This window comes from Halalkalibacter urbisdiaboli, from assembly GCF_002156385.1.
In the GTDB taxonomy this organism is placed as follows: Bacteria; Bacillota; Bacilli; order Bacillales; family Bacillaceae_D; genus Halalkalibacter_A; species Halalkalibacter_A urbisdiaboli.
The window spans coordinates 1238491-1256217 of sequence record NZ_MVJM01000001.1 but is presented as its reverse complement, the minus strand read 5'-3'; the positions used below and the strand labels follow the sequence as shown (position 1 = coordinate 1256217).

Annotated in this window: 19 protein-coding genes; 16 read left to right on the top strand and 3 right to left on the bottom strand. The window is 33.4% G+C overall.

Going from position 1 to position 17727, the window contains the following annotated elements; translation table 11 throughout:
- Positions 1-85 precede the first annotated feature (85 nt).
- The 4 genes from B1R93_RS06250 to B1R93_RS06230 all read left to right on the top strand — a co-directional run bounded on the left by B1R93_RS06250 (position 86) and on the right by B1R93_RS06230 (position 3580).
- Positions 86-394 carry a hypothetical protein gene (locus tag B1R93_RS06250; RefSeq protein ID WP_088103072.1) on the top strand — a complete coding sequence of 103 codons (309 nt, stop codon included), beginning with the start codon at positions 86-88 and terminating at the stop codon, positions 392-394.
- Positions 395-551: 157 nt separating this feature from the next.
- The gene (locus B1R93_RS06245; protein WP_088103071.1) at positions 552-1232 is read left to right on the top strand and encodes an HAD family hydrolase; all 681 of its coding nucleotides are present in this window, start codon (positions 552-554) and stop codon (positions 1230-1232) included.
- Between the two features lie 141 nt (positions 1233-1373).
- On the top strand, positions 1374-2252 hold the full coding sequence (locus B1R93_RS06240) for a GNAT family N-acetyltransferase (protein ID WP_088103070.1): 879 nt from the start codon (positions 1374-1376) through the stop codon (positions 2250-2252).
- A gap of 944 nt (positions 2253-3196) precedes the next feature.
- A complete protein-coding gene (locus B1R93_RS06230) occupies positions 3197-3580 on the top strand; it encodes a VOC family protein (protein ID WP_088103069.1) in 384 nt (127 codons plus the stop codon).
- Positions 3581-3917: 337 nt separating this feature from the next.
- Here B1R93_RS06230 and B1R93_RS06225 read toward each other — a convergent pair whose 3' ends face one another.
- The 3 genes from B1R93_RS06225 to B1R93_RS06215 all read right to left on the bottom strand — a co-directional run bounded on the left by B1R93_RS06225 (position 3918) and on the right by B1R93_RS06215 (position 5853).
- Positions 3918-4802 carry a VOC family protein gene (locus B1R93_RS06225; protein WP_342587517.1) on the bottom strand — a complete coding sequence of 295 codons (885 nt, stop codon included), beginning with the start codon at positions 4800-4802 and terminating at the stop codon, positions 3918-3920.
- A gap of 97 nt (positions 4803-4899) precedes the next feature.
- Positions 4900-5415: an SRPBCC domain-containing protein gene (locus B1R93_RS06220; RefSeq protein ID WP_088103067.1), complete on the bottom strand. Its 516-nt coding sequence runs from the start codon at positions 5413-5415 to the stop codon at positions 4900-4902.
- A 111-nt stretch (positions 5416-5526) separates the two neighbouring features.
- Positions 5527-5853, bottom strand: a complete 327-nt coding sequence (locus B1R93_RS06215) for an ArsR/SmtB family transcription factor (RefSeq protein ID WP_088103066.1) — start codon at positions 5851-5853, stop codon at positions 5527-5529.
- A gap of 638 nt (positions 5854-6491) precedes the next feature.
- On the opposite strand from B1R93_RS06215, the gene B1R93_RS06210 reads away from it, so the two are divergent.
- The 12 genes from B1R93_RS06210 to B1R93_RS06150 all read left to right on the top strand — a co-directional run bounded on the left by B1R93_RS06210 (position 6492) and on the right by B1R93_RS06150 (position 16709).
- Entirely contained in the window at positions 6492-7070 is a 579-nt protein-coding gene (locus B1R93_RS06210; RefSeq protein WP_088103065.1) for a TetR/AcrR family transcriptional regulator, read from the top strand.
- A 304-nt stretch (positions 7071-7374) separates the two neighbouring features.
- Positions 7375-8520, top strand: coding sequence for an FAD-dependent monooxygenase (locus tag B1R93_RS06205; protein WP_088103064.1), 1146 nt, complete (start codon positions 7375-7377; stop codon positions 8518-8520).
- 486 nt (positions 8521-9006) lie between these two features.
- Positions 9007-9348: an HIT family protein gene (locus tag B1R93_RS06200; protein ID WP_245308202.1), complete on the top strand. Its 342-nt coding sequence runs from the start codon at positions 9007-9009 to the stop codon at positions 9346-9348.
- Positions 9349-9369: 21 nt separating this feature from the next.
- Positions 9370-9816: an NUDIX hydrolase gene (locus B1R93_RS06195; RefSeq protein ID WP_088103062.1), complete on the top strand. Its 447-nt coding sequence runs from the start codon at positions 9370-9372 to the stop codon at positions 9814-9816.
- Positions 9817-10235: 419 nt separating this feature from the next.
- Entirely contained in the window at positions 10236-10649 is a 414-nt protein-coding gene (locus B1R93_RS06190; protein ID WP_088103061.1) for a hypothetical protein, read from the top strand.
- 171 nt (positions 10650-10820) lie between these two features.
- The gene (locus B1R93_RS06185; protein ID WP_342587516.1) at positions 10821-11261 is read left to right on the top strand and encodes an NUDIX domain-containing protein; all 441 of its coding nucleotides are present in this window, start codon (positions 10821-10823) and stop codon (positions 11259-11261) included.
- Between the two features lie 45 nt (positions 11262-11306).
- Positions 11307-12137 carry an SPL family radical SAM protein gene (locus B1R93_RS06180; RefSeq protein WP_245308231.1) on the top strand — a complete coding sequence of 277 codons (831 nt, stop codon included), beginning with the start codon at positions 11307-11309 and terminating at the stop codon, positions 12135-12137.
- Between the two features lie 1863 nt (positions 12138-14000).
- Positions 14001-14471 carry a helix-hairpin-helix domain-containing protein gene (locus B1R93_RS06170; RefSeq protein WP_088103058.1) on the top strand — a complete coding sequence of 157 codons (471 nt, stop codon included), beginning with the start codon at positions 14001-14003 and terminating at the stop codon, positions 14469-14471.
- Positions 14472-14525: 54 nt separating this feature from the next.
- On the top strand, positions 14526-14885 hold the full coding sequence (locus B1R93_RS06165; protein WP_088103057.1) for a VOC family protein: 360 nt from the start codon (positions 14526-14528) through the stop codon (positions 14883-14885).
- Between the two features lie 148 nt (positions 14886-15033).
- Positions 15034-15501: a GNAT family N-acetyltransferase gene (locus tag B1R93_RS06160; protein WP_088103056.1), complete on the top strand. Its 468-nt coding sequence runs from the start codon at positions 15034-15036 to the stop codon at positions 15499-15501.
- A 195-nt stretch (positions 15502-15696) separates the two neighbouring features.
- Complete coding sequence (locus B1R93_RS06155; RefSeq protein WP_245308201.1) at positions 15697-16182, top strand: RNA polymerase sigma factor; 486 nt, start codon at positions 15697-15699, stop codon at positions 16180-16182.
- Positions 16179-16709: a zf-HC2 domain-containing protein gene (locus B1R93_RS06150; protein ID WP_088103054.1), complete on the top strand. Its 531-nt coding sequence runs from the start codon at positions 16179-16181 to the stop codon at positions 16707-16709. The genes B1R93_RS06155 and B1R93_RS06150 overlap by 4 nt, the downstream gene beginning before the upstream one ends.
- Positions 16710-17727: the final 1018 nt, after the last annotated feature.

The window sequence follows — 17727 nt, the reverse complement described above, 5'->3', positions numbered from 1 at the left end:
AGATTTTATTCACCACCCATTTATTGGTAATGTGTGTTAGGGTTAAAATGAAACATTAAAAAGTATTCGTTATGGGGGATTGATAATGTATAAATACATAGGAATAGGAATTGTTATATCTACACTATATCTATTACAAATAAACTTTGCGAGTTTTAGAAAAGAGGAAATGCTTGCGGGATTATTGGCAGTTATAGCTGTCGGTTTGTTTGGGCTAATTTGGAAAAATGAAACGGAATCAAACCATATAAACTCAGTTGTAGGAATAAGTATTTTTGTTTTCATTGTCTTCTTTTTTTTATCTGACAATACGTTTGTTGGTGGAGAAAAAATGACTGCAATTGCACTAAGTTTTATAGTTGCAGGAGTTTTTGGTTTGTTAAAAAAAGCTTAATAAGACAGTCTGTTTTATTCAAGTAAAGGGTTGCAATCCTTCAAGAAGCAGGGATTGTCTCTTTTCTTATTGAAGTATAGGTGCAGTAATGTGGAAGAAGGAAATAAGGCTCTCATAAGCCTAAAAGAATAAAAAGGAACTTTAAGGGGGAGATTTATTGTCTATTAAAGCATTTTTTTTAGATTTTTATGGAACTGTTGTACACGATGATGGAGAGATAATTTCAAACATATGTAATCAAATAAAAGAAAATTCAAAAACTGAAGCCACTTTATCTGAGATAGGAGGCTTTTGGTGGAAGGGATTTTCTAAGTTATTTGAAGAGAGTTACGGCGAAACTTTTAAAACCCAAAGAGTATTAGAAACTATCTCTCTAAAAAATACACTTTCCCATTTTGGCTCAACGTTAGATGAGAAGGCATTAAGTGAATTAATGTTTAATCATTGGATGAAACCCTCTATTTTTAATGATTCTTTAGAATTTTTTAGACACAATACCATTCCCATATACATACTCTCTAATATTGATACTTTTGATATAAAAACTGCAATTGAGTTTCATAAATTAAAAGTCAATGGATTGGTAACAAGTGAAGATGTAAAGTCCTATAAACCACGCCAGGAAATGTTTGAAAAAGCTCTAAAGTTAAGCAATCTCTCAAAAAATGAGGTTATTCACGTTGGTGACTCTCTTTCAAGTGATGTAAATGGTGCGAAGAATATGGGGATTAAGAGTGTTTGGATAAATCGAAATAAAAAGGAAATTAAAGGTGAAGTTAAGCCAAGTTATGTTATAAATCAGTTAGATGAATTGCTGAAATTAGAGGTGCAAGTTTAAACTTATATGAATTCCTTGTTCAACAAACGAAGGCACTCCTTTAAGAAGAGATGCCTTTTTCTTCGTCAATAAAAAGGAAATTAATGTTAAACTATAGGAGCATTTGGGTTTAGTTAAATAAAATATATGAGGGGGATTTCAATGAAATTCGTATATAAAACTTTCGATAGTTCTTTTTATGATACCGTTTGTGATTTCTTAATTGAATTATCAAAAGATGACAGCAAACATATCAATTGGAATTGGGCAAGGTGGGAATGGATGGTATTTCATCCTGAATTTGATAATAGCTTGGCTGATAAAATAGGTTTATGGTTTTATAATAATGAATTGGTAGGTATGACAACTTATGACCATTACTTTGGAGAAGCCTTTTATGCAGTTAAGAAAGGCTATGAAATGCTGGAAAAAGAGATATTAGAATATGCTATTACAAACTTTAGTAACGAAAATGGATTAGGTATTGCAGTAAATATCACTGATAGTCATACAAAAGATTTATTGCTTAGTTATGAGTTTGTTAAAGATAAAAACACTGAAAACATACTTGAGAATATATTTGAAGAAAGAAGTTTTGATTACACGCTTCCTAAAGGGATAGAAGTAAGAAACCTTGATATCAAAAATGATTTGTATAAGCATCATAAAGTATTATGGTATGGATTTGAAAACGATGGCGATTTGCCCATTGATGAACAAACTATTGATAAACAAAAAAGAATGTTATCTGCTTCCCATTTAAACTCATATCTGCATGTAGTCGCAGTGAATGAAGATGGCGAATATGTTGCTTACTGTGGATGTTGGTACAATTCCAAAACTGATTATGCTTATGTAGAACCTGTATGCACAGTTCCTCATTACCGCAAAATGGGGATTGGGAAAGCTTTAGTTTTGGAAGCGTTAAAAAGGTGTTATTCCGAAGGTGCTAAGAAAGCATATGTTATTTCCGATGCCCCTTTTTATAAATCTTTGGGATTTGTTCAACATTCTCACTACAATTTTTACTGGAAAAACTAAATAAGCATTCTATTATGAAAGCCATTTGTGATCAAATTCACTTAAACTAAAGGGTGCTTTCCTGTCATAAACAGGGAAGCTTTTTTCTTTATGTAACACACAAAAGGAAATTAATGTTAAAATTAAATTGACAATTATTCAAGTATCGGTGCAGTTTAGTGAAACTTTTTTATTCCTAAAACCGTAAAGAAGCAATAAGAAAAGTCGTATTATAAGGGGATAAAGATGGATATAGGCTCTTGGATTGGAATCGGTATTGCTGTGGCTGTTGCGTTAGGTTTATTTGGAAAGTCAAAAAAGAATAAATAAATTTATTTCATCGATATGAAGGGACGCTCTATTTTGCTAACGGGTGCGTAGCTTAAATGAGGCGCTGGTTAGACCTTCCTCACTAATCTATATCTGTTCTAACCTATTTTCATCATCTTCGGTGAAGTCATTTTTTGCTTCATGGATGACTAACGGGGCATTCCTTCAAAAAGGGGTGCCTTTTTCTATGTCAACAAAAAGGAAATTAAAGTTAAACTATAGATGGCATTTAGTATGATTAAGAAATTTTCATGTTGAACATCTACTTGCCGAAGATTTTTGGGAGAATGATGACGGTGCAATACATAACAGGTTTTTTTATAAAATAACTGTCTCAAATGTTTCAGATGAATGGGATTACGAACCAACAGGTGGTGGAGAAGAGGACGGACTAACATTCCATTTCTTTTGGATTTCATCTGCAAATGAGGTTGAACTTATAAGAGGACATGGAGATTATTTGAACCTTATTTTCAACTAAATCTTCATTAGCTGAACGGGTGCTTGAATAATAACTGGAGTTGTCGCAGCGGCAACCCTTTCTTGTGCTAAAGGTGCAGGTTTGTGAAAGAAGGAGTAATTAAAGGCAATATAGAAATAAATAGCGAACCTAAATTTTAAGAGGAGAAAGTAGAATGAAGAACTTATTATTAGAGTCACATTGTATATTCCCAACATCAGATATTATAAAAACTGCATATTTTTATGAACAAAAGATGGGATTTAAGGCTGTACAATATTTGGATGCAAATGAACCACATATTTGTTTGTATCGTGATACAACAGAAATTATTTTAACTAAAACTAAAGGACAAAAAGTAATTCCAAATAGAGAGTTATATGGTTATGGCTACGACGCTTACTTTATAACAAAGAATCAAGAGGAACTTCAAAATGAGTTAATCAATTCTAATGTGAAAATTGTCCGTTCTTTAGATAATACTGATTACAATAATAAGGAATTTGTAGTTGAAGATATAGATGGAAGATGGATAGCATTTGGAATTAAAGTAGGTTAAATAGATAAAGTTTAACTTTGTGAAGGAATGTACTTAAAGTAACGGGAGCTAATCTTGAAGAAAAAAGACGAAAAAACAACAGATCCGTTTATTGCGCAGTAAAACGATACTGTTTAAAAATTACCTATCTAAGAGACGATTACGCTCGGTGTGATCGTCTTTTTCTTATTTGACACATACTTTACAACAAGAAAAGCGCAAGCGTCTTGTCGCGGCTAGGCGCTGGAGCTAGACAGTTATCCACAGAACCAAAATCGATAGTTTCCTAGACAATAAAAAAAGCTGGCATTTACCAGCTTTAAAATCAATCATTTTTTAATTCAGAGCAACACAACTGTTACTTACCTTGATGTGCTTCTTTTAATTTTTCTATGTCAAATTTTTTCATTTGAAGAAATGCTTTTGTTAATCGCTCCATTTGTTCGTTCGTCCCGTCTGCCATCATTTCTCCCATAACCTCTGGCCAGATTTGCCACGAGACACCGTACTTATCTTTCAACCAACCACATTGTTCAGCTTTTGGATCTGAGGAAAGTTTTTCCCAATAGTAATCTATCTCTTCTTGATTTTCACACCGAACTAAAAGTGAAATGGCTTCATTAAAATTGAAGGCATGTGGCCCGGCACTGTCCATTGCCGCAAACCATTGATTCTCAATCATAAAATCTGTAAACATCAATGTCCCTTCCTTGTCTGGTTCCATGCTAGCTGGATAACGAGCGATTTCCCCTCGTTGTGAATCATTGAAAACAGAAAGATAAAAGTCACTGGCTGCTTCTGCTTTACCACACACTTCTTGAACATACATCATTGAAGGTATGATAAATGGTCGTTTCTTACCTTCTGGATTTGTGAGGATCAGCTGCCATGTCAGGCCATACTTATCCTGTATCCATCCGTAGCGTTTACTGAACGGATATTCTTGAAGTGGCATAAGTGGTGTCCCATCTTGGGAAAGCTTTTCCCACAGTTGATCTAAATTTTCCCTTGCGTTCTTATCTATTGAAGGATCAAAATTGACAAAAAAAGAAATCGAAGGATTGAACTGAAAATTTGGGCCTCCATTTATGGCCATGAATGAATATCCTGATATATTAAAAGAAACGACATCGCAATCTCCAGATGGCGTGTTGCGAAGTGTTGTGATATTGGTGACCTTTGAATCAGGAAAAATGGATGTGTAAAATTGAGTAGCTTCTTTTGCTTCATAATTAAACCACAGATGGGGGACAATTTTTTGAGTAATAATTGATATTTCCTCCTTTTTAATTATGAATTATAGCTTCTGTTTTTGAATATGCGTGTTTTAAGTAATATCTTTATTTGATCTCGTTCAGATGCTCTTCCAGACGGTTCCAAGTTTCGGTGATACCTTGTAGCATGCCCATGTCCATAACGGATTTGAGAGCTTCTGCAGACACATATTCAGCACGGTTAACTAGCTTCGTTTTCCCATCTAGGTCAATGAATTCCAATGTGACCTCGGTTGATGGCATATCCTCGTTGATATTGCCTTCTGCATCCGAGAAATAATCGGTGTAAACGATTGTCTCTGGCTCGATAATATCCTTATAAACGACTTTGCCCCAAGATTCCATTCCGTAAAATTCACCTTGATTTCTGTCCATGCACTTCATGCAATAGTGCCATATACCGCCCGGTCGGAAATCAATGTGGCAAACTGGAAGTTCCCAACCATTAGGTCCCCACCAATGCTTGAGGTGCTCATGATCTTTAAACATTTTGAATACGAGATCGCGTGGTGCATCGAATATGCGTTCTAGTATTAATACGCGATCGTTCTCTACTCTTGAACTTATTTCGTTGATTAACATCTTAACTCCTCCAGTCAAGTAAATGATCTTTTTTTCATTATTTTTTTCAAATAGGGCAAAATTGAATGCTCATCCAAAAAGGGAAATTTATTTACTCTGCTTATCTAAACATCAATTAAGTGGTTTTTTTCCCTGTAATACTTTGAGATAATCGTCCAACCGATCCATCCGAGGTTCCCAAACTCGACGGTAGGATTCAAGCCAAGTATCTAACTCTTGAAGCGGTTCTGGTCTCAGTCTATAAATACGACGATTAGCTACTTGCTTCACTTCGACCAGACCGGCATCGCTTAATACACGAAGGTGTTTCGAGGTTTGGGGCTGGTTTAACTTTAGCTGCTTGGCAATTTCTCCTACTGGAAGCGGTTCGTTTAGAAGAAGTTCGACGATATCAAGTCGATTGGGTTCAGACAGGGCACTGAAGATTTGCACGTTCATGTTGAATACTCTCCCAACTGTGTATTTTTCTTAAGGATATAAGCGCATGTGACTACATTAAGGACACCACCTCCGAAATTCCACAATTACTATGTCATACCTTGTTGTTTATTACATTATTCCATATGAGGAATATTCCGGTCAAGGAATATTTAGATTTTTTTTTATCGCTACATACTATCGGTAATTTTAATTATAGGCTTAAAAACAAAGCCAGATAATAAAATGAAACAAAATAAGGTCAACCAGAAATATCTGGCTGACCTTATAATACGAACGGGTGCTTATGTGTAATAAGAAAAACAAAAAAAGTCATTGCTGCGCAGTACAAATATACTGTTTGACTAAGAGACGATTACGATCGGTGTGATCGTCTTTTCGCATTTGACTAAATACTGTGTAACAATTATCTATTCTTAACGCGCAGTAAAAAAATAGTGTAATGAAGAATTTCACATAAACGGTCCAGATTGTTTAACAATAAATTTTTTATTATATGTTGATTGATAATTATTTTTGTTTTATATATGAAACTAAGATACTTAATTAAATAAGATATTGTATAAAGTATGAAAACGATGTTAAAATGACCGTAGTCAAATAATGACTATGGTCATTTTAATTGGAGAGTGTACAAAATGTTAAGAGATGAACGGAAAAAGGAACTAAAACAAAAAATATTTTTAAAGTCTATTGAACTCTTTAAGGAGCATGGGTATGACAACGTAACAGTTGATAAAATTGTTTCTACTTGTGGAATTGCTAAGGGGACGTTTTTTACTTATTTTCCAAAGAAAGAGCATGTGTTATTACATTTAGGTAATTCACAGAATGAATTAGTAAAGGAAGTCATTCAAAAGCACCAAGAGGCAAATCTGAAAAAAAGGTTACAACTCATTTTTAATCATCTATTCACAGTCTATTTGGAACATCGAGATTTACTAAAACTAACATTATCTGAAACCATTCGTTCTGCTTTAAAGGAAGAATCAACAAATATAGTAAAGTTTAAAGATGCTCTTACAGACATCATTCATGAGTCAATGCAAAATGGAACCTTTCATAGTCGTTTTGCTCCTCAACATATTGCTTCAGTTCTAGTTGGAATCTATTTCAACACACTTATTACGTGGTCAATTGCAGAATCAGAAGAAGATCTAAAAGATATTTTTCATACACAATTTGAAATCGTATGGGAAGGAATTGTAGCACAATAGTTAATAAATGTAAAAAGAGTAGAGTGAGGTTAAAATATCATTTTTAGTCTATTCATCAGTAGTAATGCTAACGTTAATTAGTTTCATCCATTTATATTGGGTATTTGGAGGAAGATGGAGTTTTATTGTTTCAGTACCCGAAAAAGTGAGAGTTGGTTTTTTGTTTACTCCTAGGATCATTTAAACATTCTACATTCGCTAAGTATGATATTAAATACTATTGTCCTCTATGTCTTTATTAAGAGGCTTCATTTTTACTTGTGTGGTTATAGGTTTTACCACTTTTATGAAATGAGGAGAAAATATGAAGAAGAAAGTACTTATTATTGGAGCAGGGGTTAGTGGATTAGCGAGTGCCCTTATGCTTGAAAAAATCGGCTATGCACCAGTAATCTTTGAAAAGTCTGATGGTCTTCGAAATGATGGTGGTGGCTTAACCTTATGGTCTAATGCAACAGATGCACTTCATTCGATGGGTCTATTAGAAGAAATTTATCAAAACAGCAAAATCATGAGTGAAACAGCCCTTACAACATCTTCAGGAAAAACACTTGCCACAATACCACTAGAAGAGCTTGCAACTAAATATGGTACTCACACAGTAGGTATTTTAAGAGCCAACCTTCATCATATATTAGCTAGTAAATTAAAGCAGACAGAAATAAAAATAGGCTATAAGCTAGTAAATCTAAAAGAAACTAATGATGAAGTGATCGCACGTTTAGAAAATGGGCATGAAGAAGCAGGGGACCTTTTAGTAGGAGCAGATGGTATTTATTCAGCAGTAAGAAATAAGTTATTTCCTAATCATGCCTTGCGCTTCAGTGGATATGAAGCTTGGAGAGGTATCGCTACTTATACAAATCAATATACGAAATCTGGTTTTACGTTTGAAGCATGGGGGAATGGAATGCGATTTGGGTTCGTTCCTATGTCGAATTCACTAGTCTATTGGTATGCGACAAGAAAGACCTCGGAAAATCTCAGTAAAAATCAGATATCCAAAGAACAATTGATACATTCGTTTAGAGAATTTGCCGAACCTGTTCCAACCGTAATTGAAGAAACAAAAGAGAAAGACATCACTAGAAAAGTGATCTATGATCTAAAGCCATTACAGAATTGGTCAAAAGGAAGAGTAGTGCTAATTGGCGATGCAGCACACGCTACAACACCTAATTTAGGACAGGGAGCATGTATGGCATTGGAGGATGCCGTAATTCTTGCACAAACTCTAGAACAAGACAACTCAATTTCACAAGCTGTCAAGACCTTTGAAGACATGCGTATGGATAGAGCTAAGTTAATTGTAAATAGTTCTTGGATGTTTGGGAAGATTGCTCAAATTGAAAATACATTTTTGTGTGATGTTAGGAACATGCTAGTAAAAATAGGATCTTCAATAAAAAGAAACAGTAATTTAAATAGAATTATTGGCCATAAAATTTGATTCATGGTGAAGTAAGTAATTTATATGGTGATATGGAAAAGGCATTACATTGTTTAGCTTCAACAATATGGAATTATTGTTGAAGGGTTTTCTCTGGTTTATTAAAGGCTAGATTTAGTTAAACAAGAACTGTCGTTTATAACAGGATCTTTTGTTGCGCGGTACAAGGATACTAGTAACGGAATATTATTCTTAAAGACGGTCACTTCAAAGTGATCGTCTTTCTTAGTTGACTCATACTTTACAACAAGAAATGTCTTTAGTCTTTATGAAAAGAATTTATACCTATCAAGTAAAGTAGTTCTTTTATAAGTGTTAAGGATTTTTGAATTACTGATAAGTCTCCAACTGGATATTTATGTTAAAATTTATATAAGTTTGTGAAACAGTGTACTTAAAGTAACGGGGCAGATTAGCTAAAGAAGGATATTATTACCAACATATAGAATATCTAAAAATATTTAATGTTATATGGAGGTTAATTTTGTGACAAACAAACTTGAAGATTTTTATTGTGATGAGGTCCTTAGTGGGAATACACCTGTAAAAACTGTATTAGAAACGGAAAATGTACTTGCCTTTTATCATACTCGTCCTTTTCATGAAGAACATATTGTGGTAATACCGAAAAAGCATATTCCATCTATAATCGCAGTACAGCAAAATGAAAAGGATATTATGATGGAAATATTTAATGTTATCAAAGAAGTTGCAATAAAAATGAATACCAAATTCGGTGCATGTACTGTTTCTACTAATATTGGTGAATATCAAAGCAATAAGCATATGCATTGGCATGTATACTATGGGAATCGTATTAGAGACTAATAATATCTACTGGGGGGAATTATGGCTGGATATACAAAGGAAATAAGAGAACTCGTAGGGAGTAAACCATTAATTTTGGTTGGTTCAACTATCATTGTTATGAATGATAAAAAAGAGATATTATTTCAACATCGTTCTGATACAAAGGAATGGGGTTTGCCTGGTGGAGCAATGGAAATTGGAGAAAGTTTAGAGCAAACCGCTGATCGTGAGCTTTTTGAAGAAACGGGATTAAAAGCAAAGAATTTTAAGTTTATTGATGTTTTATCAGGAAGCAATCTTTATTATAAATATCCTAACGGTGATGAAGTATATAATGTTATTTGTGTTTACTTAGCAGAAGATACAAAAGGTGAGTTAGCTATGAATGACGGTGAAAGTTTGGATTTAAAATATTTTTCCGTCAATGAATTACCTTCCCAACTTGATGAAAGAGCAAAGATAATTATTGAAAAACATTTTATTTAGGATTTGATTTTCGGTTGCGATTCTTTTAACGGAGAATCGCCATTTTGGTTGCATTGAATGAATTATAAATTGTGAAGTAGTGTACTTAAAGTAACGGGAGCTATTCTTCAAGAAGGAGAATGGCTTTTTCTTATTGAAGTAACGAGGCAGTAATGTTTAATAAGAACATTGGTTTCGGGGAAATTAAAATAATAATGTTTATTAAAGGATGATTAAAATGACATTGTTATTTCAAACACTTGGTTTTGGTTTTTTATTCGGAATAGTTATGTTACTTGTAAATCACGATAAGCCAAGGAAGGTTCAGGTTTTTTTAAAATATTTTTTTATAGGCACAGGTGGATATTTTTTATACGAGTGGATAATGAAGAGTATTTTTATCTAATGGATGCATTACTTATTTAAGTGAGGTAATTGATATGAGTGAAGGTTTTTTGGATATTATCGGTTTAGAAAGAAACACAAGAGAAAAAGCAAAATTAAAAGTGTTAATTGAAAATCCTTCAGGTGAACCCAACAAAGAAATTTTGTCTAATATATTTGATTTTATAAAAAAAGTATATGGAACTGAAAGGTGTACTATTCTCTGGTGGGATGGTCAAACAAATCCTTCCACAAAAATAATAAGTTTAGAAGATATTGAGTTCTTGCAGAATTTGTGGTTAAGGATTGCGGGCAACTACCTTTTATTTCTACCGATACAATTTGATGTAGAACAAATTGTTCAAAAAGATGAAGAAGAGTTTATTGGATTGATTTTAATAACATATTCTCATTTGATTTTGAAGTCACCAGATGCGTATGAAGTATTATATTTAACCCTGAATAAATGAAATGTATTTATGCTGATTTTATTAAACTAAAGGGTGCAAGAGTGGAATAAGGAGTTGTCGATAGCTCCTATTGTACTAAAGAAGCAGTTATCTTTAAGAAGGAGTAACAAACATTTATCTTGAATAGTCTCAAATAAATCTGAATTATACAGGGAGAGAGTTGATTTGAAAATGCCATTGTTGCGAGCTGAAGGAATAATAATAAACAATGATAGAACAAAAATACTTGTGCAATGCGATTTAGCGGAAAGTTTTTATCGTTTCCCTGGTGGTGGTATTGAGTTTGGTGAAACAGCATCAGAAGCAATTAAAAGGGAATTGATTGAGGAATTTGATTTGGAAATAGATGTTGGTAATCTTGCATGTATCAATGAAAGTATAGTTGAGTATGATGGGAAAAAGAGACATGACTGCACCTTAATCCATTGGTGTTCAGGTGGAAACAAGGTAAAAAGCCCATTAATACATAATGAAAGAACAGAGGTGCAACTTGTTTGGCGCAACATAGAGCAGTTAGAGCAAAAAATAACTTATCCAGAAGGGATTATTGAATTTATCTCTTCTGGAAGCGACAAGATTAAACATCTTATAGTTAAAAAGTGTTATAAATAATAAAAAACATCAATTATTCCTTATTTAATAAGTGAGGTGTTATATATTAATAAAATAAATATTGATTATAAAAATCCTAAAAAGATATTAACTCCGACTAGTGGTTTTTTATATGAATATAGTCATTCATTAAATCCCTATTCAGGTTGTTCATTTGCGTGTTCTTACTGCTATGTGAGACAGAGCCCAATTGGTCTTTTTAGAAAACAAGAGTGGGGAACATGGATCGATGTAAAACAGGAAGTTAAAGGAAAAATAGTAAAAGAGATAAGGAATTTAAAGAAAAGGAATAAACAAGTCACCATTTTTATGTCATCAAGTACGGATCCATATCAACCAATAGAATATAAAGAAAAAATAACAAGATTCTTACTTGAAGGAATGATAGAAATGCCACCAGATTTCTTATTTGTTCAAACAAGAAGTCCCTTAGTCACAAGAGATATTGACTTATTTGTGCAATTGAAAGATAAGCTAAGAATTAGTATGACAGTTGAAACAGATGATGAATTTATTCGTAGAAAGTTTTCTCCATATGCTCCCCCAATTCAAGCCAGAATTAAAGCAGTTAGTCAACTTCGAGAAAATCATTTACCCGTACAAATAGCAGTAGCGCCTGTTTTACCGTTCTCAAGTATGTTTCCAGAGGTACTCTCTAAAGTTGTAGATCGTATTGTTATAGATGATTTTTACACAGGTGATGGTAGCAAAGGAAAAAGAACTAAAAAACTAAAAATTAATGAGTTTTATGATGATGAAGAAATTGAAATGTGGTATGGGGAAAATACTCATTTATTAGCATTGCAAAAACTAAAAGAACATTTTACAACAGATCAACTTTTAATAAGCCAAGAAGGTTTTAAGCCTTACTACTAAAATGTTACATTTTAGTATATCCATTACCTTTAGTAAAGTAATTTCTTCTTCAATATACGGGGGCTAATCTTCAAGAAGGAGATTGGCTTTTTCCTGTTGAAGTAACGGGCAGATTAACGCAAGAAGCAGAATGAAAGGTGGCTACAATTTGTTTAAGGAAAGCATTAGATTTCCGTTAATATTTTTTGTAGTATCAGTTATTTGGCAGGTAACAGCTAAAAATGAGGTTCAGTGGATTGATAATATTGGAGTATCTTTTATAATGTTCTTGATCTCTCTACTTTATAATTGGTCAAAGAAACCCTATAAGTGGAAGAAAGAAAGTGAGAAATAAGTATTTCCTAAAATGATTTTGTTACTACTAAAGGGTGCAATGATTTAGTAAATCATAAAAATCAGGTAAAATCCTTATTGAATTAACGGGTGCGCGCGACAAGTTCTGTTATAAGCGCTAATCAGCGTGAAAGACAGGAAGTTTATTAGATTTAAGCTTTAACTTTACTACGGAGGATAGGAATGACGAAACCATGTTTTCTGAAACTATCCCATCAATACTCCTGCATGCGTCCTGACTGACAGGTCATGGGGTGTGAAGCACAGGTAGATTCGGCAGAAGGAAGGCTAGAGCCATTCCACAGGAAAAGGTATGCCAACTGATATGCCGCATGGCTGAAAAACTAGATAGGGTGAGAATGTTCCAACATAAGGAACTGACGAACTTCTGAATGTACGGGTCTAAAGTTAGATCATAGAGGAAACCTATGTCCCATCCATCGATGGGGTGAGTGGTGTAGAGTAAAAATGCACCCTCTGAAATACACTATACCGAACAATGGCGGTATCCAGCTCACAGGCTTACAGGAAGCACCTACGTCTAGAATGTATAGCTACGTTGTAAGGTACTTGGAAAGCAAGGAACGTTGAAACAAGAGCTGTCACTCGAAACGTTTGCTATAAGGCATGGTTGAAAAGCATTTATCCTTGTGAGGGTAGGGGTATGACTGAAGAACCTCCTGTAATGGGAGTGGAGGAATAGCCCCAAGTCTAGCGAAATGGAATGATTATTTTCCAAGCGTTCATCGCACCGATCGGGTAGGAATGTGGGGATTTCCACAGTGCGAGCTCTTAGTAGGAAGGCATAAGACAACTCCTGTCTATGGGTAACGAGGAACTTATAGTCTAGACAGACCGTTAGATGGAGCGCGAAATGACGGGAAACTGTCATGTTTCGTGTGGAGCAGGGGAAAAGCTGGAGATAACTTCAAACGCTTACCTATTGCTAACATTCCTTTAACAAGGGATGTTCATTTTCTTATTGAAGTAACGGTGCAGTTTAATGGAATAAGAAGGTATTGTTGGGGTTGTATAATTAAGTAAATATCCAGTTAAATCCAATAATAATAGGTGAATTAATTTAAATTGAGGGGTAATAAAATTGAGAATAACAGGGTTAATCTTGGGAGTTATAGCTGGTCTATTCAGTATTTTTTTGTGGATTGTATTAGTTTTTTATAATCCTTATACAACTTCAAATTCTGAAGCTATGGCAGGTACTACATTTGCTATGTTATTTCTTCCCTGCTTGTTTAGCAATTATTTCTTCTTTAATGCATAAAAAATATCTCATGTTAATCGCATTTATTTGGTCTTTGCCAGTCAGTTTGTACTTAATGTTTACACCTGGAATCTTTGCTTGGTTTATTGCCTCATGTATTATTTATTTCATTTGTTTTCTTATTATGCTATTAACCAAGAATAAAAGCGTAATCAATTCATCAAGTATATTCAAATAATGGGTCGATTGCTCAATTAGGGCATTCGCTTCTTGTGCTAAAGGGCAGTAATCTTCAAGGAGGGGAGTTTTTGGGTCTAAATATCAAATTGCCACTAACACATGAGGAAAAATTAAAACTTAGAAAAGCTAAAGTCAAAATAAGCGAAATACATACTCTTAGTGAAAAACAAATAGTTCATATGTTAAGCATTTCACTAGAAAAAGCTCAGGTTTTAAAGGGGTTGGCCGAATTTCAAACTGTCCCTTCTATTGGTTATAAATTAGCTGAAAAGTTGGTTTTTAAGTTGAGTGTTTTTTCTTTATCGGATATTAAGGATAAGAATGGTGCTCAACTTTTTGACCAATTAGAAAAACAATTAGGTGTATGGACTGACGGTTGTGTTGAAGACCAAATTCGTTGTGTGATTAACCATGCCAATAACCCCAAGAGTAGTAAACAGTGGTTTGATTTCACTGAAGAAAGAAAAGCATATCGAGAAATAGTAGGATATCCAGAAAATAGACCTATAAAGGCTTGGTATGAGAAAAATGAGATTTAAAATTGAAATTGAAGAAGCTTTTTATTAGTAAATACTATTGAGGAGGAAAGCAAAATGAAAACAAGACTTTTACATGTACGTGCTAATGTTAAAGATTTAAAAAGGTCTGTAAACTGGTATAAAGAAGTTTTAGGTTTTACAGTTGCAGCTTCATGGCCTCCTGAAAAACCTAATTACGTTCATTTTGAACATGAAGGGGGAGCGATGTTTTCTGTAATGGAGCATGAAAATAATCCTTCGCCTGGACGTTTTAATTTCTATGTAGATAATGTAGATGAACTGTGGGATAAATTAAAAGATAAAGCTGAAGTATTAGAAGAATTATTCTCAACACCATATGGGAGTAGGAAGTTTACTATACTTGATATAGATGGAAATGAATTGGGCTTTGTACAAGATAATATTTCAAAGTGAAGAGTTATTGTATTTAACTAAACCAGTTGATAGAAGCTCCTCTTATTTCACTAAAGGGTAGCTTATCTGGAATAAGAAATTATACCTTTGTTCAGGTAAAGGTGCAGGTTAGTTGCAGTAGAATTAATGTTTAAAGGAAGGAATAATAATGAATATAAGACTTGCTGAAGCAAAGGATTTTGAGCAGTTAACAAAAATGAGATGGGATTTTACAATTGAATACGATGAAAGTAAAAAAATTGCCCAGACTCCATTTGATGATTTTGAAAAAGAATGCCAATCTTTTTTAGAGAATGCACTTAATAGTGGTCAATGGTTTATCTGGGTTGCCGAGGAAAATGGAAAAATCGTATCGCATATATACATAGAATTAATACATAAAGTACCACGCCCTGGTAGAGTAACATATCCATTTGCTTATATGACTAACGTATTTACTATTAAAGAATTTAGAAACAAGGGTATTGGGAGTATGCTACTTTCCAGAATAAATGAGTGGACTAAAGAAAAGAGATATGAATTTATCATCGTATGGCCAAGCGATTATAGCATTAATTATTATAAGAAAAATGGTTATATTCATTGTACAGAGCCTATGGAATATTTTCCTTCTTGAACAAACGATGCAGGGATGTTGAATAAGTTATATAAGGAATATTAATAAAACAGTGCTAAGAAAGGTATTCTAATTTGCAATTGTAAATAAATGATATGATTTAAAGGCAGACGTAATTTGTGTGCCAATTTTTTTGTGATTTTTTTGTAACAAAACCCCTTTAACGTAGTCATATTTATGAAAGGAGGTAGAAATGTGGCAGAATTTGAGGGTATATACTTCAAATATTTTAGAGATGTTTATTCGTTTGTATTATCACTAAGCCATAATGAAAAGGTTGCTGAAGAGATAACACAGGAAACATTTTTTAAGGCATTAAAGAGTATTGATAATTTCAATGGCAATTGCAAAATAAATGTATGGCTATGTCAAATAGCCAAAAATACCTACTTTACCCATCTCAACAAACAAAAACGTTATGATACAGATTATGTAGAAGAGAAAGCAAGTGAGAATAGTATTGAAACGATGATACTAAATAAGGAGGAGACTTTCCGCATTCATAAGGTCTTGCATTGCTTAGATGAACCTTATAAAGAGGTATTTACTCTAAGAGTTTTTGGTGAACTATCCTATAAACAGATAAGCCAGCTCTTTGAGAAAACGGAGAGTTGGGCAAGAGTCACATTTCATCGAGCTAAACAGAAAATTCAAAGTAAGTTAAAGGAGGAATGTAAATGAGTAAGTTCTCATGTGAAATAATTAAAGATTTACTTCCATTGTATTATGATAATATATGCAGTGAGGATAGCAAGAGAGTGGTCGAAGAACACCTTGTTGAATGTGATGGGTGCAAAAGAGAACTGGATAGAATAGAAGATGAAATTATAATTCCCAAAAAAGAAATTGAAAAAAATAAAAATGATGGCAACGCTATTAAAAACATATATTCTATGTGGAAACGTTCAAATGTAAAATCCTTTTTCATAGGAGTAATTATCAGTGCTTTACTGTTTTCTCTTATTATTGGGGTATTTTGGTTTGTTACAGGAATATCATTATTGTATGTACCAACCAATGCGGTAGACATAAAAGTCATAAAATATTTATTATTAACTTCATTTGTAATTTCGCTGTTTTTTGATTGGAGAAAATATAGAAAGAATGTTGAAAAAGCAAAAGGTGAAGAAGAAATAAGACAGAAATTCGTGCCATTTTTAATGTCAATAATTCTATTTCTTATTTTTCTTGTAACACTTATTTATTAAGCTAAAGGAAGCGATAACGAAAGAAGCTGTCGCTACTTCTGTTCCAGTAATGGCGAATGTAGCTTACTTTTATGACCATGAAACCAGCCAAATTGAACCCACTGAATATAAAAATCTTAATTCTTATTTAATTGACTTAGGCTTGACCCCATATTAAATTCTTGATTGTGTACTCGATTTGTGAATTATTACACTTCAACTAAAGGGTGCGTTACTTTAATAGCAAATCGACTTTATTTCCATATAAGAAGCCATTCTTAAGTAAAAAGAATGGCATTAAAGTCTTTGTGTATGAATTTCAATTATTGATACAATTTCGTTAAATGTATATTTATGATTCACAACATCGACAGTAATTAAAGGGTGCTTTCCTGTAATAAACAGGGAAGCTTTTTTCTTTTTGTAAACACACAAAAGGAAATTAATGTTAAAATTAAATTGACAATTATTCAAGTATCGGTGCAGTTTAGTGAAACTTTATTATTCTTAAAACCGTAAAGAAGTAATAAGAAAAGTCGTATTATAAGGGGATAAAGATGGGTATAGGCTCTTGGATTGGAATCGGTATTGCTGTGGCTGTTGCGATAGGTTTATTTGGAAAGTCGAAAAAGAAAAAATAAATTTAATTCATCGATATGAAGGGACGCTCTATTTTGCTAACGGGTGCGTTGCTTAAATGAGGCGCTGGTTGAACATTCCTCACTAATCTATACCCGTTCTAACCTATTTTCATCATCTTCGGTGAAGTTATTTTTTGCTTCATGGATGACTAACGGGGCATTCCTTCAAAAAGGGGTGCCTTTTTCTATGTCAACAAAAAGGAAATTAAAGTTAAACTATAGATGGCATTTAGTACGGTAAAAGAACATTGAGAGAGGTGAGTAAAATAAGGTTTTTAGAAATAGTAGCCTCAATAACTATTGGAAGCATTATTATGTATATTGGTGTATCGCTAACGGGCTTGCTGCGTTTATATTATTATTTATTTTTACTTCACTAAGAATTTTGGAGAACCTGA